Below are 21240 nucleotides of genomic sequence, written 5' to 3' on the forward strand. Positions count from 1 at the left end.
TGCGGTCATCAATTCGGGCAGACATTATGAAAAAAACTACCAAAATAATTTGGTTTGTCCATAGAAATCAAGTCGGGGCGCGTAAGATTCCACATGTTACAACACTTCAAATTTTAACACAATTTCAAAATATCAATAAAAAGTAAATACAAAAACATAAATAGTTGATTATCAATTAATATTTATTTTTAAAAACAGTCTAAACTAAAGGATTTCGGCATCGAGTTTGATTCTAAATTTTAACTTAATTAACATTTTTTAACAACTTTAAATTCCATTATTTACAATGAAAAAAACTTTTGCGGAAAAATCAAATCTGTTGGTTTTTCTTGGGACTGCTGCCTTTATCACAACAGCAGTATTTTTTTTGAAATCCTGTAACAAAAAATCAGAAAAAGAACAGGCACAACTTTCAAAAGACATCAATTCAGAAGAAATCGTCCCCAACTCAGCAAAAGTTATCTCCGCAAAACCTGACGTTCCCGACGACCCGAACAAACGTTATATTTACCTCACATTCGATGACGGACCAAACAGAGGAACGAGCAACCTTTTAAAAATCACCGAGAAATATCAAATTCCCATCACAGCTTTTGTCGTTGGAAAACATGCGTATGACAGCAAAACCCAGTCAAAAGAATTGAAGGAACTGGAAAACAACAGACTCGTTGAGATTGCCAATCACAGCTACACACACGCCTTGAACCGATATTCTGAATTCTACAAAAATCCCGAAAATGTAATTCACGATTTTGACAAAGCTAGAGACAGCCTGAAATTCAAAAACAAATACGCCAGAACACCCGGACGAAACATCTGGAGAACAGCAAACATCAATAATACCGACATCAAAACTTCAAAATTGGCGGCAGACGAATTACAACAAGCCGGCTATGTTTTGGTTGGCTGGGATTTGGAATGGAAACCAACTAATGCGATGAAACTGAAAGGCACTCACAAAGAAATGACAAAACGTGTGGACAGCATCTTCTTCAACGACTTAGAAAAGACTTCCCGGCATTTGGTTTTCCTGACGCACGACCAATATCTTCAGGACGATGATTCGGTTCGGGAACTAGATTTGTTCATTTCAGATTTGCAGAACAGAAACCGTTTTGAGTTCCGAAAAATCTCGGAATATCCTAATATTAATGATATTTTGAAGTAAGCAATAAAAAGCACTTCGACTCCGCTCAGTGTGACACCTCTCAAAAGACATAAAAATTTGTGCGATGTCAGTCTGAGCGGAGTCGAAGACCTAATTCATAATAAAAGAACTTTATATAAAAAATCTCCCAGTTTTAATGAACTAGGAGATTTTCACTTTTAACCTGAGTTTGACTATTTTAAATTTCAAAATCATAGATAATCCATACTGATTTGAAACTAATTCAATAGCGTTGGGCTTTAGCCCAATGATAGAATGAACGGAATCCTGGCTTTAGCCGAAAATTAGAGCAAATTTTGGCTAAAGCCAATTAGAAATTCATTTCTTCAGACGGGCTGAAGCCCGTCCCTATTGATATTTTAATAATTTATAAATCGAACTCAGGTTTTTAATCAAACTCTTTAGAAACACCCAATCCAAACAAAGCAAAATCGTAAATCGCAGGGTCAGCCGAATTATATTTTCGAAGTATCAAATCCAATTCTTCCACAGCTTTCCAGTCGTTTTGTTTTCGGGTTAATATTCCTAATTTTCTAGAGATATTCGCGGTATGAACATCCAATGGAACAGACAAGAATCTTGCATCGATATTTTGCCAAATCCCAAAATCAACACCTTTCTTATCTTTCCGAACCATCCAACGCAAAAACATTATCAATCGTTTTGAAGCCGAATTTTTGTAAGGTGAACTCACGTGTTTCTGCCCACGGTGTTGTTCGGAAACGAATTGGTTTCGGAAACGTTCAATCGAATGATAGAAATTGGTTTCATCTTCGTTGATGAGAAACGCGTCTTCGAGACTTTCAAACTGAAAATAAATACGTCTGAAATTCCTTAGAAAGAAAATAAAATCTTCGTGGTTGAAAGTCCTGTGAATTGCCTTCTGTGGAATTTTATCCAAATCACTTTCTGTGAAATTCATTACAAAATCGTACGGCGAATTTCCCATCAATTCCATCATTTTATTCGCGTCATTGATGATTGATTTTCGGTTTCCCCAAGCGATACTTGCGGATAAAAAACCAGCAATCTCAATATCCTGCTTCAAAGAAAAACGATGCGGAATCTGGATTGGGTCATCAGTTATAAAATCCGGTGAATTGTAGAGTTCTGCTTTTTCATTGAGCAAATCGAAGATGTCTTTTTCTTTCAAATTCATTCTACAAAAATACGGATTAGTTTTATCGCAAAGTCGTAAGAATTGATTGATAAAAACACAAAAAAAGTCGCAAACTTTCCGATTTGAAAACATTTGCGACTTAAAACAATACTTTTTAAAAATAAATGCGCCTTTGCGATAAATATTTAAACAAAATTATCTTCCAATCACTTCTGTAATAGGATTTCCGATGTTTCCACTTGAAAATTCGATGTGAAGTAAAGCAGAAATGGTTGGTGCAATATCGGTCATATTATAATCCTTGTTGCTTTCGCCGTGCTTGATTCCCCAACCCATAAAAATCAATGGAATGTGAGAATCGTAGGAATTCCAAACGCTGTGTGTGGTTCCTTTTTTGGCGTAAGTTGGTAGCATTCCGTCGTGCGAAACGATTTGGATATCGCCACTTCTTTGCCAGTTGTAACCATTGATTGCTCTCGATTTGATTGGCTCTGGTATTGCGGACGAACCGATTTTCTTCAAATCAACGGCGTACAAAACTCTTGGGTCTTTGTTCAGGCTGTTGATAATTGTGGTTTTGATATCGTCTTCATCTAGTTTTTTCTCCTTAATCAAACTTTGATTTAGGTAAATCTGATAATTATCAATACCCAAAATCACTTTAGAATTCGCATATTTCTTTTCTAATTCTGCACCAAGGTTTTTTTCCAATCCGTCATCATAGAAACCACCTAAGATTTTGTTGGCTCTCAGGAAACCTTCTGCATTGGCACCGCCGTGGTCAGCTGAAAGAAAAACCAGATAATTGTTTTTGCCCACTTTTTCATCCAACATTTTGAAAAATGCAGCCAAATCCTTATCCAATCTGATGTAAGTATCTTCCACCTCTATGGAATTTGGTCCGTAAGAATGTCCAACGTAATCCGTTGAAGCCAGATTAATGGCAAGGAAGTCCGTCTCAGTTCCTTTTCCTAAAGTATAATTATCCAAAGCCGCTTCAGCAAACTTCAAAGTCAAAGTATTTCCGAAAGGCGTAGTTCTGATGACACCCTTTTTCGTCGCATAATCAGTCAATAGATTTTTGTAAGGAAAAACCGGGTCTTTCGCTGTCCCAACAGGATATTCCCACTCTACATTATCTGCTGTGCTTTCTGTGTATTCAGAAATTGGTAGGCTGGTTTCCCAGCCGTTTGCCAACAGTTTCTCAGGAACTTTTTGACCATTAAAATCCGTAACCCATTTCGGAAGTTCATTCATATAATAAGAACTTGTAATGAAGTTCCCGGATGAATCATCAAACCAAAAAGCGCCCGTCGGATTGTGGCCAGCCGGCAAAATCGAAGCACGATCTTTCAAAGAAACGCCGACAACTTTTGATTTGAAGTTGCTTGCAATTCTCAATTGGTCTGTCATTGTGGTTGACCAAAGATTTTTCGGAGAATGGCTTCCGATTTTTTTATCCGTTGTTCCAACAGGATTCACGCTGTCATCTGATGTGCAATAGACATTTTTTCCGGTTTCTTTGTCGGTCCAATCGTTTCCGGCAATCCCGTGAATCGATGGAACCGAACCTGTATAAATGGAAGTATGTCCAATAGCAGTAACCGTCGGAATGTATGGAATATGAACATTATTAAGAGAATAACCTTCGCCCAAAAGTCTTTTGAATCCGCCTTTCCCGAATTTTTTCTCAAAGCGGTAAAGGTAATCCCAACGCATCTGGTCAACGACTAATCCGACAACCAGTTTTGGTCTTTCTCCTGAATTGATTTTTGTTTTCTGAGCATTTACATTTCCGAATGTAGCCACTGCCAAAACGAAAATCTGAATTTTTCTGAACATTGAATTTTACTTTTTATTGAGCCCAAATTTACGGCTTTCAAAAGTTTTGGGATGTGAAATTTTATTAAAGTTTAGTTATAAAAAATTTTGAAAGCAAAGCGCGCAAGGATTTTTTTGAGTTTATTGAAAATATCTTTAAGGTTCGCAAAGGCGTAAAACTCATCAAAGATTAAAATTTTAGTTATAAAAAAAGAACGAGCAATTGCCCGTTCTGATTTTAGAAAATATTTTAAAAAGCTAACTGCCAAAAGCCATTGCCAATCGCTATTTGCTTCCGCCGGAGTTTTTCTCGACATCGGTTTTGGTATTTTCTTTCACTTTTTGATTTCCGAAACGTTTTACGAATGTCAGAGAAACGCCGTACCAATCCCATTTGTTGTAGTTTTGGAATGTTCCAATCTGGCTGTAAGTGGTCGTGTTCATACTTGGTCTTTTGAAAATATTCATAAACTGCAAGCTGGTTTCGATTTGGGAAACAGGGAATATCTTGGTGATGGAAAGGTTATGGAAATAATTGTATTGATTTGCCACAGAGTTCCCATTGTTCTGATTATCAACACTCATCCACGCACTAAGATTGATGTTCTTATTAAACAAATTGGTGTAAGACAAGTTAGTAGAACCTGAAAAATAACTGATATAATTATTGTCCGGACTCAATTTGTTTCTTGAATTGAAATCGCTGTTATCAATATAATACCAGCCAACTCCGAAATTCACATTCAATTTATTTTTGAAAAGATTCTGATTGGTGTTGGCGAAAAGGTAAAACTTCTCCACTTTTCCTTTGAAGTTATCCGGGAAAACAATGGTTTTAATTCCTGTTTCTTCTGTTCCTTCCTGTTTATAATTTTCCCAATAATCCTGATCGGTAAACATATATCTTGCAGAGATGAAATATTTTTTATGGATCCCAAACTTCAGCACAATCCTGTCACTCGGATTTGGCAAAAGATCCATATTTCCGCGGTAATAGATTCCATTGTTATTCGGTACTTCGAACGGATTGAACTCGGAATACCAAGGTCTCCAAAGATTGTGGTTGTAAGTCAGGCTCAAATCATAGTTTGGCGAGAAAGAATATTTCACCAATAGATTGGGCAAAAACGTTCCGTAAGAATCGTTTCTTCCCTTGTTACTCACATTTTCCCTGATTTTATAATTGATGTATTCATAACGCAATCCTATTCTGGTTTCCAGCTTTTCAAAAAACGTCTTGCTGTAATTGAAATAAAGTGAATTGATATTCTCGGTATAATGGAAATCGCTGTTCAGATTGTTGTTAATATTAATCAAATCCAGATACGTGTTCGGAATGACATTGTTATTGAAATTCGCTTTTCCGCCAACTTCCAGATTTCCACCATTTTTCCCAAGTGGCGTTGTAAAGTCAACTTTTACAAAATAATTTCTGTTCTGAGTATCAGAATTAATGAGCGTTTGCTGAGAAACCGGAATACTTTTCCATTTTTCAGGATCTTCCAAAAGTTCTTTTGCCGAACTTTGAAGCGTTCTTCCAGTTGAACCTTTGTCCGTATCATAATTGACGCCGAGATTAATATCTAAGATTTTATTTTTCTCCTTGTCATAATATTTATAGAACAAATTAGTTCCCAAAACGCCGTTCGTATTGGAACTGTTCAATTTCTGAAAATTGTGTTTTAGGAAATTTCCATCATTGTAAAACCTTGTGAAAGAATCGGAATCAGAACCTCTTTTTCCATTAAAATATTCCATCACGAGACCGATGTTATTTTTGTCATTCAGTTCAAATTCTGAAGTTGACGAAAAAGACGGATTTTTGTTTGTGTAAGCACTGTTGGAGTTGATGAGCTGTCGATTTTTATTTTCATAATAAGAATAATCACTTGAGTTCTCCGTGATGAAAACATTATCGCTGTAACTTCCTGTGAAAGTCTGCGTGAAATTCTTTTTATGATAATTCAGGTTCAAACTTCCGTATTGGTTGTTCTTCGTATTTTGAGTATTTGTGAGCGAAATGCTTCCTTTCAGACCTTCGTCATCACGCTTTTTCAACACGATATTAATGACTGCTCCGGTTGCTTCATAACGAGAAGAAGGACTTGTGATGACCTCTATTTTCATTAGGTTGTCCGCCGGAATTGTTTTAAGATATTCCTTCAGTTCCTTACCTGTAAAAACCGATTTTCTGTCATTAATGTAAACCGTCACAGATTCACCTTCCGCTTTTACATTATCATTGTTATCGATGCTTACCAAAGGTGTCATTCTCACAATGTCCCAGGTAGTATTTCCCGCAAGGATGGAACTGTTTGCGACATTGAAAACCGTTCTGTCCGCTTTGCTTTCGACGGTTGGTTTTCTGGCAATTAATGTTACAGATTCTATTTCCTTGGACTTGATGGTGTCAGCTGTCGTTTGCGCGATAAATAAGGTTCCCGACAATAATCCCAATGAGGATAAGAGTAATTTCATTAGCTAGTTTTTATATAAGACAACTAAACGCTTACAATTGTTACATCCAAAATTTTATTTTTATCTGTGAGACTCTCATTTTTTATTAAATTTGAAAGAATGTTTTGAAAACTAAATCATTACCAATTTTATGAAAAACAAATTATCATCAGAACAGCAAGAGGAATTAATTAAAACTCTGAAAACACGCTTCGAAAAAAATCCAACCCGGCACGAAAATATCAAATGGGAAGATATTCAGAAAAAACTGGAATTTAATCCTGAAAAACTCTGGTCACTCCACGAAATGGAAAAAACCGAAGGCGAACCAGATGTTGTTGCTTATGATAAAAATACAGAAGAATATCTCTTCTTCGATTGTTCCGCAGAAAGCCCTAAAGGCAGAAGAAGCCTTTGCTATGACCGAAAAGCTTTGGATTCCAGAAAGGAAAATAAACCAGCGAACAGCGCCATAGATTTGGCCAACGAAATCGGAATCGAGATTTTGGATGAAGAACAATATCGACATTTGCAAACGCTCGGAAACTTCGATCTGAAGACATCAAGTTGGGTGAAAACGCCTGATGAAATCAGAAAGTTAGGTGGTGCAGTTTTTTGCGACAAACGCTACAATACGATTTTTCTTTATCACAACGGTGCAGAATCTTATTACGCTGCGAGAGGTTTTCGCGGTGTTTTGAAAGTTTGATTGATGAAAAAAGCAATCAATTTCAATTATTCCGATTTTGACTTCGTGAAGAATATTGCACTTTCATTTCCTGACACGGAGGAAAGTATTTCTCACGAAGAAACGCCCTCAGTAAAAGTCCGTGGAAAACTAATGTGCCGGCTTCACGACAATGGCGAATTTATCCCCATCAGAATTGGTATTGAATCGAGAGATTATTATTTGGAAAATTATCCTGAAGTTTTTCACTTACCAGACCATTTCAAAAATTATCCTTACATCTGTATGTGGAAAGATTGTCACGACCGAAAATTGGTGACAAAAGTTTTGGAAATAGCCTGGCGTTCTTTGGCGACGAAAAAGCAGATTAAGGATTTCGAGGCTCGAAATTATTTAGATTAAGTTACTAAGCGCAATCCTTGCAAACGCCCGTCAAAACACAATTCACACTTTCCACCCGATAACCTGTTGGAATAGAAAACTGAACCGGAACAGGCAGACATTCTATCGTTTGGCAAACTGTGCATCGGAAATGAAAATGATGGTCGGCTAATTTTTTCTCATCACATTTGATGCAAACGGCGAAGTACTGTTTTCCATCTTCCGCTACAATCCGGTGGAGAATTCCGTCTTCGCAAAACCTATTCAGAACACGATAAATCGTTGCTCTGTCCATTTCCAAGTTGATTTTTCCTTCGATGGCATCTTGGCTCATCGCTTTTCCAGTATTCGTCAATAGATTCAGAACGGCTTCTTTTGCGGGTGTGTTTCTTCTTTTCATTTTTATTAATGCGATTTTGTTGCAATAATAGAAATTAATATTAACTTTGGCAAGAATTAAATGGCTTTTAGCTATTGGCGTTTTGCGAATGGCCTTTAAACCAAGAATAAATAAAATTAAAATTTGAAAATGAAAAATAAATTTGATGCTATTATAATTGGAGGTAGTTACGCTGGACTTTCCTCAGCGATGTCACTTGGACGTTCACTCAGAAAAGTTTTGGTCATCGACAGCGGAAAACCCTGCAATGCACAAACGCCACATTCCCAAAACTTCCTAACGCAGGACGGAAAAACGCCGAAAGAAATTTCGACCATCGCAAGAGGGCAAGTTGAGAAATATAATACGGTCGAATTTTATGAAGGCTTTGCAAAATCAGGAAATAAAGCGGAAACTGGATTTGAAATCACAACAGAAAAAGGCGACAAATTTGAATCCAAAAAATTGATTTTTGCAACAGGAATTGTAGATAAAATTCCGAGTATCAAAGGTTTTGATAAATGTTGGGGAATCTCATTGATCCATTGTCCGTACTGTCACGGTTATGAATTTCAGAATAAGAAAACAGGAATCATTGCGAATGGCGAACGTGGTTTTCACATTGCTTCTTTGGTAAATAATCTAACCAAAGACCTCACAATTTTCACAAGAGGAAAAGCTGATTTCACGAAAGAGCAACTTGAAAAATTGGAAAGGAATAATATTGCAATCATAGAAACAGACATCTCCGAAATGAAACATCAAAACGGAATGGTTGAAAGCCTAATTCTGGATGATGGCAAAGTTTTGAATTTCGAAGCAGTTTATGGTGCATTTCCTTTCAGTCAGCATTCAGATATTCCGGAAAATTTAGGTGTAGAATTTACGGAATTTGGTCACATTAAAATTGACCAATTTCAGAAAACAAATGTTGCTGGATTGTTTGCTTGTGGCGACAACTCCAGTCCGATGCGTTCTGTTGCCAATGCCGTTTATACCGGAAGTTTTGCTGGAGCAATGGTAAATGCGGAGTTGACAACAGAAAATTTTTAATAAAAATAAAAAAACCATCCCGAAAAATTTCAGGATGGTTTCATTTTATATCAAAATCTAAAGCTTAAAACTTCAAATCTCCATTCACGTCTCTTACCGCTTTTGCTGCTTCTGCAAACTTCGCTTTTTCTTCTTCTGTCAAAGTGATGCCTACTATCTTCTCAACACCATCTTTGCCGATGATTGCCGGAACGCCAAGACAGATGTCGCTTTCGCCATATTCGCCGTCCAGCATTAATGAACAAGGAATCATTTTTTTCTGGTCGCAAAGGATAGATTGAACCATTACAGAAACAGCTGCGCCCGGTGCATACCAAGCAGAAGTCCCCAATAATTTGGTCAAAGTTGCACCACCAACTTTAGTTTCTTCAATTACAGAAGCCTTTTGGTCTTCACTCAAGAATTCAGAAACCGGGACACCATTTCTGGTTGCTTTGCTGAAAAGTGGTAACATTCCTGTATCAGAGTGTGCTGCGATTACCATTCCGTCCACGTCAGAGATTGGAGATTCCAATGCTTCAGCCAATCTATATTTGAATCTTGCAGAGTCCAAAGCGCCACCCATTCCGATGATTCTTTCTTTCGGAAGTCCAGATGTTTTGTGAACCAAATATGCCATTGTATCCATCGGGTTGGAAACCACAATGATAATCACATCCGGCGAATGTTTTACCAAGTTTTGAGTCACTTCTTTCACGATTCCAGCGTTGATGCCGATCAATTCTTCTCTCGTCATTCCCGGTTTTCTTGGGATTCCGGAAGTGATCACTGCAACTTTGGAACCTGCCGTTTTGAAGTAATCTCCAGTTGTTCCGGTGATTTTGGTGTCAAAACCGTTCAAAGATGCAGTCTGCATCAGATCCATTGCTTTCCCTTCTGCAAAACCTTCTTTGATATCTACCAAAACAACTTCTGCTGCGAAGTCCTTCATTGCAATGTATTCTGCACAACTGGCTCCTACTGCGCCTGCGCCAACTACGGTAACTTTCATAATATATTTGTTTATTGTTTTTAAATATTACGAAACAATTTGTTTCATAATTTATTGTTGGTTTAAAATTTTATTTTGTATTGCCGTAAATATAATAAAACTTAGAAAACCGTAGAAAAAATTAATTCTAACATTTGTCATATTTTGTTTTTATGGAATTGATCTATGATAGAATTTGCAGCATAATAATAAAGTCATTCTTTAATCTGATTCCTATTTCGTAAATTTGCTCTGAAAAAAATTGAAAATATGTCAGAAAACAACATAAAATCTATTGCGGTTTTCACTTCCGGAGGCGATGCTCCCGGGATGAATGCTGCACTTAGAGCTGTTGTACGAACAGCAAACTATTACAATATAGAATGTTACGGAATACGTGAAGGTTACAATGGTCTGATCGCAGGAGATGTTACCAAAATGGGACCTCGTTCCGTTAAAAATATTATTAATCAAGGCGGAACAATTCTGAAATCTGCAAGATCAAAAGAATTTATGACACCGGAAGGCAGAAAAAAAGCTTTTGAACAGTGTCAGAAATTAGGTATTGATGCTTTGGTTTGTATCGGTGGAGACGGAAGTTTTACCGGCGCAAAAATATTCAACGAAGAATTTGGAATCAAAGTAATAGGTGTTCCGGGAACCATTGACAACGATATTTTCGGGACAGACAAAACCATTGGTTACGACACTGCACTTAACACAGCAATGGACGCGATTGATAAAATCCGTGACACCGCAACTTCTCACAACCGTGTTTTCTTTGTAGAGGTAATGGGTCGTGATGCAGGTTTCATCGCACTTAACAGTGGAATCGCAACTGGTGCTTTGGACATTCTTATCCCAGAAAGAAAAGACAGTTTGGAGGATCTTTTCAGCACATTCAGAACAGCAGAAAAAGTTGGTAAATCATCAAGCATCGTCGTTGTGGCAGAAGGTGAAGAATTAGCAAGTATTTATGACTTGGCAAAAGCTACCAAAGAAGAATTCCCTAACTATGATATCCGCGTAACCATTCTTGGTCACATCCAGAGAGGTGGATCGCCAAGCTGTGCAGACAGAGTGCTTGCAAGCAATCTTGGTTACGGCGCAGTCGTAGGATTGATGGAAGGGAGAAACAAAGTGATGGTGGGGATGCAATCCAACAAAATCGTTTACACACCAATTGAAGAAGCCATCAAAAAACACAACGAAATCGACAAGGATTTACTCAAAATAGCAGAGATTCTTGCTATGTAATCCGTCAATTTTTCGTAAATTTATAGTACAAAATAAAACCTTAATATTTTAAATAATATGTCAACAATTAAAGTAGGAATCAACGGATTCGGGAGAATCGGACGTTTAGTTTTCAGAGCAATGACTGAAAGAGAAAACATCGAAGTTGTAGGGATCAATGACCTTATCGATGCAGAATACATGGCTTATATGCTAAAGTACGATTCAGTTCACGGAACGTTTAAAGGAGAAGTATCAGTTCAAGGTAACAACCTTGTGGTAAACGGGAAAACTATCCGTGTAACTGCTGAGAAAGATCCTAACAACCTAAAATGGAATGAAGTAGGTGCAGAATATATCGTAGAATCTACAGGTTTATTCCTTTCTAAAGAAACTGCACAAGCTCATATCAACGCTGGTGCTAAGAAAGTAATCCTTTCTGCTCCGCCAAAAGATGATACGCCAATGTTTGTAATGGGTGTAAACCACAAAGAATTGACGAACGATATCGCTATCTTCTCAAACGCATCTTGTACAACCAACTGTCTTGCACCTCTTGCAAAAGTAATCCACGATAACTTTGGAATTGCTGAAGGTCTTATGACAACTGTACACGCAACTACTGCAACTCAAAAAACTGTAGATGGACCATCTGCAAAAGACTGGAGAGGTGGTAGATCTGCACTTAACAACATTATCCCTTCTTCTACAGGGGCTGCAAAAGCTGTAGGAAAAGTAATCCCTTCTCTTAACGGGAAATTGACCGGTATGTCTTTCAGAGTTCCAACTGCTGATGTTTCTGTAGTGGATCTTACTGTAAAATTAGACAAACCAACTTCTTACGAAGAAATCTGTGCAGCTATCAAAACTGCATCTGAAGGCGAATTGAAAGGTATCCTTGGATATACTGAAGATGCTGTAGTTTCTCAGGATTTCGTAAGCGATTCCAGAACTTCAATCTTTGATAAAGAGGCTGGAATTATGTTGAACCCAACTTTCGTGAAATTGGTATCTTGGTACGATAACGAATGGGGATATTCTAACAAATTGGCAGATATGCTTGTACATTCAGCTTCTTTGTAATCTGAATTATTCAATAAAAACTGAAACCTTTCAATTCATTTTGAAAGGTTTTTTTAGGTTCATTAATGATAAAACTCACAATCAAATTATGGAGCAATAATTGTAACTTTATCTTAGATGGAAAAACCAAATTTACAGCCTCGATATAAGAATTCAAGTCATTTCAAAAACTTTTGGGAAACCGGAAATGGTAAAAAACTGAAAGAATTTTCTGGTGCAAATGTTAGTTTTAATGATTTTGATAAATTTTCTAAATACTATTATCACGTTGATGAAATTGGAGATGAAGTCGTAAAAGATATTTATTTTACACAATCATTTCCTGAAGCTTCAAAACAAATTGAAAATTATATTAGAAATGGCATTTCTGAAAACGATAATATTCCTGAAAGTACCAAAACGCTCTTTGGACAAACTCAATCGGTTCCGGAATGGGTAGATTTTGAATTAATAAAAAGAGGCGCCGAGCTTTGCATGCGATGCAACGTGGATTCTTTGATTTCGCTGAGAGATTATTGTTTAATCGGCGGATACGATTATGCATATCTCAACAAACCATTGATCGTTACAGAAGCTTTGAAAAAAGGTGCTGTCAAACGCTTATCGGAAACTTTGGATTTTTGGGTCAATGTTACCAGAACCAATTCTCTTTTAACCCATCAAAGAGGTTACGAATTCGCCATTAAAACAAGATTGATCCATTCCTACGCAAGACTTTCCATCAAAAAACATTATAAAAACTGGGACACCAGAAACTGGGGAGAACCGATCAATTCCTGGGATATGATGGCCACTTACATTGGTTTCAGTCTCGTGTTTTCATACAGTCTGCACAAATTAGGAAACTCATTTTCTGGGCAAGAAGAAAAAGGACTTTTTCACCTCTGGAAATATGTTGGTTATCTATTAGGAATTCCGGAAGAACTTCTGCCCGATGACAAAAAACAAGCGACAGAATATTTCTATTTATGGACTTCTGTTCAACCGCCAGCAGATAAAGATTCTGTTTTATTAGCGCATTCTTTATTAAATGAATCTTTGGAAAATCCGATTCTCAAATTTAATTTTCAAAGGAGAAATCTTCGGTACTTGCACATTTGCTGTACCTGGTTCTTGCTGGACGATGAAGTTTGTGAAAGATTAGAAATTCCTAAAGTGAAAAACAGAAATCTATTTCCATTATCCAAGAAAGTTTTCAATAAAATTTATGAAAAAACAATCAGCAGAGAAGCACGGATAAAGAAGGGAAATAAGGATCAAATGAAAGTCCTGAGCGATTATCTAAACATTACAAAAAATTCAAACTTTCACTAAATTTTAATTAATAAATTTAACGTCTCGCAACAAAATAATATTGGATTTTGATTGTAAAATTCCGTATTTTTGAGAATAATTTTTTGACATAATGAGTACAAACGAAGATAAGAAAAAAGCACTACAACTGGTGCTGGAAAAACTAGATAAAACCTACGGAAAAGGAACTGTAATGACTTTGGGAGAAGATTCTGTGGACCATACGATAGAAGTAATCCCATCAGGGTCTTTAGGAATTGACCTCGCTTTAGGCGTTGGCGGTTATCCAAGAGGAAGAGTTATTGAAATCTACGGACCTGAATCTTCAGGTAAAACCACATTGACATTACACGCCATTGCAGAAGCTCAAAAAACGGGCGGAATTGCAGCATTCATAGATGCGGAGCACGCCTTTGACAGAAGCTATGCTGCAAAACTGGGAGTAGATCTTGAAAACTTAATCATCTCTCAACCGGATAATGGTGAACAGGCTTTGGAAATTGCAGACAACTTAATTAGATCCGGCGCAATTGACATTGTAGTAATCGATTCTGTGGCGGCATTGACGCCAAAGGCAGAGATCGAAGGCGAAATGGGAGATTCCAAAATGGGTCTTCACGCAAGATTGATGTCTCAGGCTTTGAGAAAACTGACTGGTTCAATCTCAAGAACGAAGTGTACAGTGATCTTTATCAATCAGCTTCGTGAAAAAATTGGTGTGATGTTCGGAAATCCTGAAACCACAACTGGTGGAAATGCACTTAAATTCTACGCTTCTGTTAGAATAGACATTAGAAAAGCAAGTGCACCGATCAAAAACGGTGATGAAGCTGTTGGAAGCCGTGTGAAAGTTAAAATTGTGAAAAACAAAGTTGCTCCACCTTTCAAAATGGCTGAATTTGACATTATGTACGGTGAAGGAATTTCAAAATCCGGAGAAATACTGGATACGGCTGTAGATCTTGCTGTTGTTAAGAAAAGTGGATCTTGGTTCAGTTATGAGGACACAAAATTAGGACAAGGTAGAGATGCCGTAAAAGATTTATTAAAAGACAACCCCGAATTATCTGAGGAAATCGAAGGTAAAATCAGAGAGATCATTAAGAATAAATAATAAAAATTAAAGGCTGTGAAAATTTCACAGCCTTTAATTTTTATTTTGAAAATATGTGGATAACGAGATTTATATACCAAACAGTTTCAACGCATTTTTTGTGGTAACTCTATCGATTTCAGAAAAGTCTTTCCCATAAATATCTACCAATTTTCCAGCGACCAATTCTACATAAGCACTTTCATTTCGTTTTCCGCGGAAAGGAACTGGAGCTAAATAAGGTGAATCTGTTTCCAGAACGATTTTATCTAATGGAATTTGATTTAAAAACTGATCAATCTTCCCATTTTTGAAAGTCACTACGCCGCCGATTCCCAAAACAAAATTGAGGTCGATTGCCTGATTTGCCTGTTCTAGATTTCCGGAAAAACAATGGAAAATCCCACGTAATTTCGGATGTTTTTTTCTTTCCAGAACTTCAAAAGTTTCATCAAAGCTTTCTCTCGAATGGATCACGATCGGAATATCTTTTTCAATCGCCCAATCAATCTGCTGTTCAAAAGCTTTTACCTGAATATCCAACGTAGTTTTGTCCCAATAAAGATCAATTCCAATTTCGCCGATCGCTACAAAATCTCTTTGATCCAGATAATTTTGAACTAACTGCAATTCGTTTTCCCAACTTTCCGGCTGAACGGAACAAGGATGCAATCCCATCATCGAGAATATTTTGCCGGGATATTCGGTTTCCAAAAGGAGCATTTTCTCGTGAGTTTCGGAGTCGATTGCAGGAAGGAAGAATTTCTCCACGCCTTTGTCCAAAGCCCGCTGAATCATCTCTCTGCGGTCTTCATCAAACTGTTCGGAGTATAAATGTGTGTGTGTATCTATCATTTTATTCAGACCAATATATAAACGCCAAATCAAAAAGTCAAAATTACTAAAACAAAAGGTCAAAAAAACCATTTAAAACACCTTTTAAATGGTTTTTAAATGTATTAAATTAAATATTGAGAATAATGCCGTTGTCTTTAATTTTTGATCTAAGCATTGAATTTTCTTCCTTTAATTGTGCAATTATACGCTTATGCAGGTTAATTTCATCTTCTAATAGCTTCACCTTAGATTCATACATGTTGGTTATTTCCTTAAATTTAACCTCATATCGGCCTCCTAAATCATCGATGGCATCTTTATATAGTTTCACGATTTTATCCGAGTTTTCGATCTCTTTGCCTTCCGCATCCGCATCTAAGCCTTTAACTTCAGCTTTCATTTTTTGTCCGCCAAATACATAGCCTGCAAACCCAACTAATATAGCGCTGAGAAAAGTTCCTATATGTGGTGCAACGTTTTCTGTAAAAAAGTTTATAAGTGTCATAATTAATTTTTATATGTTATCAAACCATCCATCAGCCCAATTTTCCATAATATAGCCAGATAGAAAAATCCAAATGAGTTCTGGATGTTCTGTGAAAATCTGTGTGATATAATCATAGGCAGGGGCTTCTAAATATTGAAGTGTCGTTGGTGTACTTTCAACGTCGACAAAGTCAGGATTTGGCACTTTTGAAAAGTCAGCCAGATTCCTTTGGTAAACTGTCATATCGTTATGAATGCGGATTGGTCGGACTTCTTTATTCAAAGCCTGAGTGATGTCAACACCATTTTTTATGTACTTAATTTTATAATTAACATACATTTCCTTCGTTTGATCTGCCCATATTAAACCGCTGATGCTTACAATTCTTTCCACATCATTCATCGGAGCGTTCATATTTGCTATTGGTATTGCTAATATTGCCATTACTATTGTTTTTATTAAGCCATTGTGAGACCTGTGAATATCACGCCCCAGGTGACAGTTATTTTATTATATGCCGCTATTACAGCTGCATTATTACTATATTTTGATCCATTCCAGTTCCACGTTACGCCCGCCTGCATAAATGGAAGATTAGCCCACCCTAAAAGTGTAGCATCAACATTGGCTTGTGGCATTACGCTGTTAAGCCATTGATTTGTATTCGTCACATTTCTTACGTCGATTTTTCCGGCGTGACATCTTGTCCTTACTTCTCCATTCCAGATAACCCGAAACATCGTTGTTAGATTAGGCGTTTGGCATATTAATTCGATATTTCCGGTGTTTTGAAAAATTATGTTATTCCACGGCTGCGATAATGTTACTACGCTATTGGATATTATTTCTATTTTGTTGACAGCCGGTGTAAAAGTTAGATCTTGATAAAGTTGTAATACAATATTTAATGATTGAAAAAACGGATTAAAAGTTGACGACAAGGGTGTTGCAATAAAATACACCGATCTATCCATATCAGTCGCTTTGGTAGTGTCAATCAGATTTAAGCTACTTCTAATTTCTTTGATCTGCTGAAAACACCAACTGGGAACAACAGGTAATACCAAAACATTAGGTGCGTCTATAACAAGATTCGCACACTGATAAAAAAAGCGAGTTCCTAATATCATCACATTCGACCACTGAGAAATTAAAATAATTTTCAAGCGATCATAAGGCATATTAACAGTATTATAAAAACTGAAGTCAACAAACTTCCCAAACAACGTGATCGTATATATTCCGGCAGTCGCAAAAGTCAAATTAAAAGCTGTTGAAGGCGTTGAGGAATTCACAGAAATATCGGCTCTACCATCAGAAACTCTTATAATGCCGGACTGATCACTTCTTTGTCTCAAAGGAATTCTGAACGTTAACGGATTCTCACTTCCATCTGTAGCACCTGCAACAATGTTGCGAGTGTCGATCTGAAATACCATGGGCGTATCATCGTCATCCAACATCAAAAAATAAGGTATTATATTCACGTTAATTATTTTTAATTTTCACGTAGTCTTTATCCATCAGTATAAAAGCACAGTAAGATGATTGATTTCCGTTAAGAATTGTAATAGAACTAACACCTGAATCTAACGTTCGGATTGATGCAAAACTTAAAGACCCTGTTCCGGATCTTAATATCACTCCAGAAGTATTGGTATTTGATGCGCCAATATCAATGGTGCATGTGTAGTTATTACTTCCCAGATTTACATAGATGACTATGCTATTAAAAATCATACCTACAGCCTCAACCGCTGTTTTTAACGCAGACATTGTGAAATTTCCAGTCGGTGTATAAACAAATCTACTTCCGGCTGAATAATACCTTAAAACTCCGCTTGCATCTGCTGCACATAATAACCCTGATTTTCGCCCCAATTCATTTGGTACAGCTGTACCTATATCAGAACCTAAAACAATAGAATTTGATTTAATTCTACCATTAACCTCAAGCATTTCTGCTGGAGATGTTGTTCCGATTCCTATTTTTGAAGATAGATAGTAAATTCCGGCGCTTAACCATTTTGTAGTTGTTGCGTCCCAATAGTGCAGCATCTTATCTACAGCAGAAGATTTTTGATTATTAATTGAGGTAATCTGAGTTTGAAGATTGCTATCTGCTGCCGCACGGTTTACAATTTCAGCGTCCAAACCTGCTTGTGTAGCATAACCGGAAAGATCAACTGTACTGCCTGCTTTCAAAATCTCGACAATATTTCGGACGTGGTTATATTTTGCAAAAACAGTTCCTTTGCTCGGTATTGTGAATGGTGTATTATCTACGAAACCTTTCAAAAGACCGTCAGAAGCCAAAGCAGGAATAACCACCGATCCTAATGTATTATTTTTGATTGTAAACTGAACATCTCGTGTTGTTTCAACTCCAAAATTTACTAATTGTAGCGTTTTAGTTGTAGCAGATGGAGTTTGTGTTTCAAGTGAAAAACAAGTTCTTTCATCCGTATAATTAAGTGCAAAATTCCCAAGTTTGTTCGGAAATTCAGTTTTCCAAGTGTCTTCAGATTTTGTTTTAAAACCGTTCAGCAATTGCGGATCGATGTAAGAACCGTCAGGAGTTACCAAAATCAATCGGACGTGGATTTCTCCTGCACCCAATGTCGGTTCTTGTGGTTCATCAGATTCTGCACTTTGCTTTAGGAAAAAAAGACCGGGTTCATTTCGTGCAACAATTCTTAAAAATTTATTACCTTCACTTACAGCCGTGAATGGTAGGTTATTCACAAACGATCTTTCAATAATTTGTCCATTAATTCTGACTTTATTTGATCCGCTTTCGTGAACATTTATTTTTACATTATTGGCTGTAACTTCTATTAATCCAATGTTTATTACCTCATTGGTATTGACTGTAAAAGGCAATTGGTTTTCCGGAACTACACCGTTTACCAAATCGGCTTTTTTGTTCAAAGCATCCTGAAGGCCTGTAATGCCATCAATAGCGATACCTTCCAATTTGTGGTAGAAACTATCAAGCCAAGACCAAAACTGATCTTGGTCGGGTTTTTTCAGGTTTCGAAACCATTCTTTTATAATATTTTTTTCTACAGTTGGCATAATTTAATTTTAGAATCCTACAAAGATCATGTGATCTGCAATTAATGAAGGTTGGATATTACTGTGAGACTGACCGCCTCCTTTATTTTTAAGCCTTACTACATTCTGTCTGTTGATACCTGTAATTTCACGCCAAGATGTTACAACCGCTGATCCGTTACCATCACTATCTACATCATCACCGGATGAGTTAATTTCACTATCGTGATTGTGTGAAGGTATCTGATCAACCGTTAGTGTAACTTGTGCAGCACCAACATAACCTCCTAAATTTGCAAAGTTGGGATCTCCTGCTTTTCTACCTACTATTACACAGCCTGCTGCGATATCCCACGGCAACCAACCTTCCGGAACATCTTCAGCAAATTTGCCCCAAACCGCAACCAAACCAATTGGTACTGTTTTCTCGACTTTCAACAGACGATCTTCCAACTGAAATAAGGTTAAAGGTCTTCTGAAGCTTGACCACGGATAACTTACAGTTGCTTCACCGAATGTTGCATATCTTGTATAGATTACAGGCTTTACAGAACCATCTTCAAAACCTCGTGCATCAGCCGTTTCAACTATTGCAACATTGTTCGAAATCTGACCGCCCTGGAATGGCAACAATTCGCCATAAATTGAGACAAAGCCGGATGTAACGTTTCCGCCGCCTCCAACTTCACAGCCTGCAATAATTGCTAAATCTCCGGCGTAATTTCCGTAAGCATTAAAAGTTTTATATGCTTCCTGAGCAGCGTCCAAAATCTGTGTGGAAAAAGGAAAACCGCCTGGCTGATTATAATCTACTTTATTCATTTTAAAATCTTATAATTTTGTATCGCTTTGCAGCGAGTTTGTAATAATCTATTAAGGCCGTCATAGCATAAATACTGAAGTAAATATCGATCGGGACTTTGACAATAAAATCGACCCCTGTATCTTCGTAATCTGCATCATCATACAGATACATCACTCCGAGAAACTTTGGTTTTTCTTCACCATCGGTATAAATATATTGTCTTGTGAAAGCGTTTCCGGATGAAATTGTAATCCTTCTTAAACTTGGATCAAAGCGATCATTCAGGGCGGCTCTCAGATAACAGATTTGGCTGTTATGTGCCAGATTATAAATGTTAGCCTTCCGAACCTGCAACCACTGATAATGCACGACCTCAATACCATCAACCAACAACGAAAGCCAGGCTTTCATAAATTCTGATCTCAGAAAAGTTGGTATCAGAATCATTACCAAACGAACCCAATCAACATTAAACCACATAACTTATATTTTCAAAGTTTTCGATTTGGAAATAACCGGAAGTTGGTATTTTCTTAACCGCAATATTTTCATAGTTCCCATACGTGATGCCATTGGTTGCAATCCATTTTGATTGAGCGTTAACCAAATGTGGAATTTTAACGCCTTCCGTTGCCTGAAGCTTATCAACCAATGATGCGAGAATCAATTCTCCATTGAAAGGCAATTCCTTCATAAATTCTTTTAAAGAATCTTCAACCGGCTTTCTCCCTGTTAGGATCGAAACGCCTTCAGCAGTCAGCAATAATGGATCATAATAGATCTGCATTTGAAGCTTCAGAATATCCGGCAGATAATTGATAACCGTAATTTTCACGCCTGCATCTTTGATCTCTTCAAGATATGCAACCAATGATGTATAAACCGGTGATGGAATAGGTGCGAGAATGCCGTTTTCGTCCTCTGTAGCCACTTTTACAATTAACCTGGATTCTGTTGTACTTTCTGTAACCGCTGCGTATTTGATAATCTTACTGGCTTCGATTGTTTCTTCACTCTCAGAACCATTATCGAAAACATCTGTGTCATCGATCAAATCAAAGCCATATTGAAATGCTTTTACTTTATTTCTATACCACCGCAATGTGTGCGGTTTCAGTTCCGTAAGAATGTCAGAGACCTCAGATTTATGAGTATCAAACAAAACTTCCATCACATAACAGGCGTACGCAATGACATAAAGCCAAAGTCTCCAAATCGCTACTTTTGATGTAGAACTTAGAGCATTTAGATTTTCGTCAGCTTCTTTTTTCGCCACTAAATCTGCATATATTGTTTCGACTGATCTTACCAT

At 37.1% G+C, this 21240-nt stretch carries 22 protein-coding genes; 8 read left to right on the forward strand and 14 right to left on the reverse strand.

Going from position 1 to position 21240, the window contains the following annotated elements; translation table 11 throughout:
- Nucleotides 1–286: 286 nt before the first annotated feature.
- Nucleotides 287–1168, forward strand: coding sequence for a polysaccharide deacetylase family protein (locus OPU68_RS06450; protein WP_498473189.1), 882 nt, complete (start codon nt 287–289; stop codon nt 1166–1168).
- A gap of 388 nt (nt 1169–1556) precedes the next feature.
- Here OPU68_RS06450 and OPU68_RS06455 read toward each other — a convergent pair whose 3' ends face one another.
- The 4 genes from OPU68_RS06455 to OPU68_RS06470 all read right to left on the reverse strand — a co-directional run bounded on the left by OPU68_RS06455 (nt 1557) and on the right by OPU68_RS06470 (nt 6587).
- A complete protein-coding gene (locus OPU68_RS06455) occupies nt 1557–2327 on the reverse strand; it encodes a TIGR02757 family protein (RefSeq protein ID WP_498473190.1) in 771 nt (256 codons plus the stop codon).
- A 156-nt stretch (nt 2328–2483) separates the two neighbouring features.
- Nucleotides 2484–4130 carry an alkaline phosphatase PafA gene (gene pafA, locus OPU68_RS06460; RefSeq protein WP_498473191.1) on the reverse strand — a complete coding sequence of 549 codons (1647 nt, stop codon included), beginning with the start codon at nt 4128–4130 and terminating at the stop codon, nt 2484–2486.
- 71 nt (nt 4131–4201) lie between these two features.
- Nucleotides 4202–4426 (reverse strand): hypothetical protein, encoded by a 225-nt coding sequence (locus tag OPU68_RS06465; protein ID WP_498473192.1) that lies wholly within the window; start codon nt 4424–4426, stop codon nt 4202–4204.
- Nucleotides 4395–6587 (reverse strand): outer membrane beta-barrel protein, encoded by a 2193-nt coding sequence (locus OPU68_RS06470; protein WP_498473193.1) that lies wholly within the window; start codon nt 6585–6587, stop codon nt 4395–4397. Before OPU68_RS06470 ends, OPU68_RS06465 begins: the two co-directional genes overlap by 32 nt.
- Before the next feature lie 130 nt (nt 6588–6717).
- On the opposite strand from OPU68_RS06470, the gene OPU68_RS06475 reads away from it, so the two are divergent.
- Together OPU68_RS06475 and OPU68_RS06480 are read left to right on the forward strand one after the other, a co-directional pair.
- Nucleotides 6718–7275, forward strand: a complete 558-nt coding sequence (locus OPU68_RS06475; RefSeq protein WP_498473194.1) for a DUF4256 domain-containing protein — start codon at nt 6718–6720, stop codon at nt 7273–7275.
- A 3-nt stretch (nt 7276–7278) separates the two neighbouring features.
- On the forward strand, nt 7279–7656 hold the full coding sequence (locus OPU68_RS06480) for a hypothetical protein (protein ID WP_498473195.1): 378 nt from the start codon (nt 7279–7281) through the stop codon (nt 7654–7656).
- 4 nt (nt 7657–7660) lie between these two features.
- Here the strand turns inward: OPU68_RS06480 and OPU68_RS06485 are convergent, their stop codons facing one another.
- Nucleotides 7661–8035, reverse strand: a complete 375-nt coding sequence (locus OPU68_RS06485; protein ID WP_498473196.1) for a Fur family transcriptional regulator — start codon at nt 8033–8035, stop codon at nt 7661–7663.
- Between the two features lie 123 nt (nt 8036–8158).
- Between OPU68_RS06485 and OPU68_RS06490 the strand changes: the two genes are divergently transcribed.
- Nucleotides 8159–9067: an NAD(P)/FAD-dependent oxidoreductase gene (locus OPU68_RS06490; RefSeq protein WP_498473197.1), complete on the forward strand. Its 909-nt coding sequence runs from the start codon at nt 8159–8161 to the stop codon at nt 9065–9067.
- A gap of 64 nt (nt 9068–9131) precedes the next feature.
- Here the strand turns inward: OPU68_RS06490 and OPU68_RS06495 are convergent, their stop codons facing one another.
- Nucleotides 9132–10058, reverse strand: a complete 927-nt coding sequence (locus tag OPU68_RS06495) for a malate dehydrogenase (RefSeq protein ID WP_498473198.1) — start codon at nt 10056–10058, stop codon at nt 9132–9134.
- A 249-nt stretch (nt 10059–10307) separates the two neighbouring features.
- On the opposite strand from OPU68_RS06495, the gene pfkA reads away from it, so the two are divergent.
- The 4 genes from pfkA to recA all read left to right on the forward strand — a co-directional run bounded on the left by pfkA (nt 10308) and on the right by recA (nt 14763).
- Nucleotides 10308–11294: a 6-phosphofructokinase gene (pfkA, locus tag OPU68_RS06500; RefSeq protein WP_498473199.1), complete on the forward strand. Its 987-nt coding sequence runs from the start codon at nt 10308–10310 to the stop codon at nt 11292–11294.
- A 57-nt stretch (nt 11295–11351) separates the two neighbouring features.
- Nucleotides 11352–12356: a type I glyceraldehyde-3-phosphate dehydrogenase gene (gap, locus tag OPU68_RS06505; RefSeq protein WP_498473200.1), complete on the forward strand. Its 1005-nt coding sequence runs from the start codon at nt 11352–11354 to the stop codon at nt 12354–12356.
- A gap of 117 nt (nt 12357–12473) precedes the next feature.
- On the forward strand, nt 12474–13670 hold the full coding sequence (locus tag OPU68_RS06510; RefSeq protein ID WP_498473201.1) for an oxygenase MpaB family protein: 1197 nt from the start codon (nt 12474–12476) through the stop codon (nt 13668–13670).
- Between the two features lie 91 nt (nt 13671–13761).
- Nucleotides 13762–14763 (forward strand): recombinase RecA, encoded by a 1002-nt coding sequence (gene recA, locus OPU68_RS06515; RefSeq protein ID WP_498473202.1) that lies wholly within the window; start codon nt 13762–13764, stop codon nt 14761–14763.
- 69 nt (nt 14764–14832) lie between these two features.
- Here the strand turns inward: recA and OPU68_RS06520 are convergent, their stop codons facing one another.
- The 8 genes from OPU68_RS06520 to OPU68_RS06555 all read right to left on the reverse strand — a co-directional run bounded on the left by OPU68_RS06520 (nt 14833) and on the right by OPU68_RS06555 (nt 21240).
- Nucleotides 14833–15597 carry a TatD family hydrolase gene (locus OPU68_RS06520; RefSeq protein WP_498473203.1) on the reverse strand — a complete coding sequence of 255 codons (765 nt, stop codon included), beginning with the start codon at nt 15595–15597 and terminating at the stop codon, nt 14833–14835.
- Between the two features lie 109 nt (nt 15598–15706).
- Complete coding sequence (locus OPU68_RS06525; RefSeq protein WP_498473204.1) at nt 15707–16084, reverse strand: hypothetical protein; 378 nt, start codon at nt 16082–16084, stop codon at nt 15707–15709.
- A 9-nt stretch (nt 16085–16093) separates the two neighbouring features.
- Nucleotides 16094–16510, reverse strand: coding sequence for a hypothetical protein (locus OPU68_RS06530; RefSeq protein WP_498473205.1), 417 nt, complete (start codon nt 16508–16510; stop codon nt 16094–16096).
- 14 nt (nt 16511–16524) lie between these two features.
- Nucleotides 16525–17553 (reverse strand): hypothetical protein, encoded by a 1029-nt coding sequence (locus OPU68_RS06535; protein ID WP_498473206.1) that lies wholly within the window; start codon nt 17551–17553, stop codon nt 16525–16527.
- Between the two features lies 1 nt (nt 17554).
- The gene (locus OPU68_RS06540; RefSeq protein ID WP_498473207.1) at nt 17555–19144 is read right to left on the reverse strand and encodes a hypothetical protein; all 1590 of its coding nucleotides are present in this window, start codon (nt 19142–19144) and stop codon (nt 17555–17557) included.
- Nucleotides 19145–19153: 9 nt separating this feature from the next.
- Nucleotides 19154–19945 carry a phage baseplate protein gene (locus tag OPU68_RS06545; RefSeq protein ID WP_498473208.1) on the reverse strand — a complete coding sequence of 264 codons (792 nt, stop codon included), beginning with the start codon at nt 19943–19945 and terminating at the stop codon, nt 19154–19156.
- A 1-nt stretch (nt 19946) separates the two neighbouring features.
- Complete coding sequence (locus tag OPU68_RS06550) at nt 19947–20408, reverse strand: hypothetical protein (protein ID WP_498473209.1); 462 nt, start codon at nt 20406–20408, stop codon at nt 19947–19949.
- Nucleotides 20398–21240 carry a nucleotidyltransferase gene (locus tag OPU68_RS06555; RefSeq protein ID WP_498473210.1) on the reverse strand — a complete coding sequence of 281 codons (843 nt, stop codon included), beginning with the start codon at nt 21238–21240 and terminating at the stop codon, nt 20398–20400. The genes OPU68_RS06550 and OPU68_RS06555 overlap by 11 nt, the downstream gene beginning before the upstream one ends.

The organism is Chryseobacterium sp. TB1-D10, from assembly GCF_059803555.1.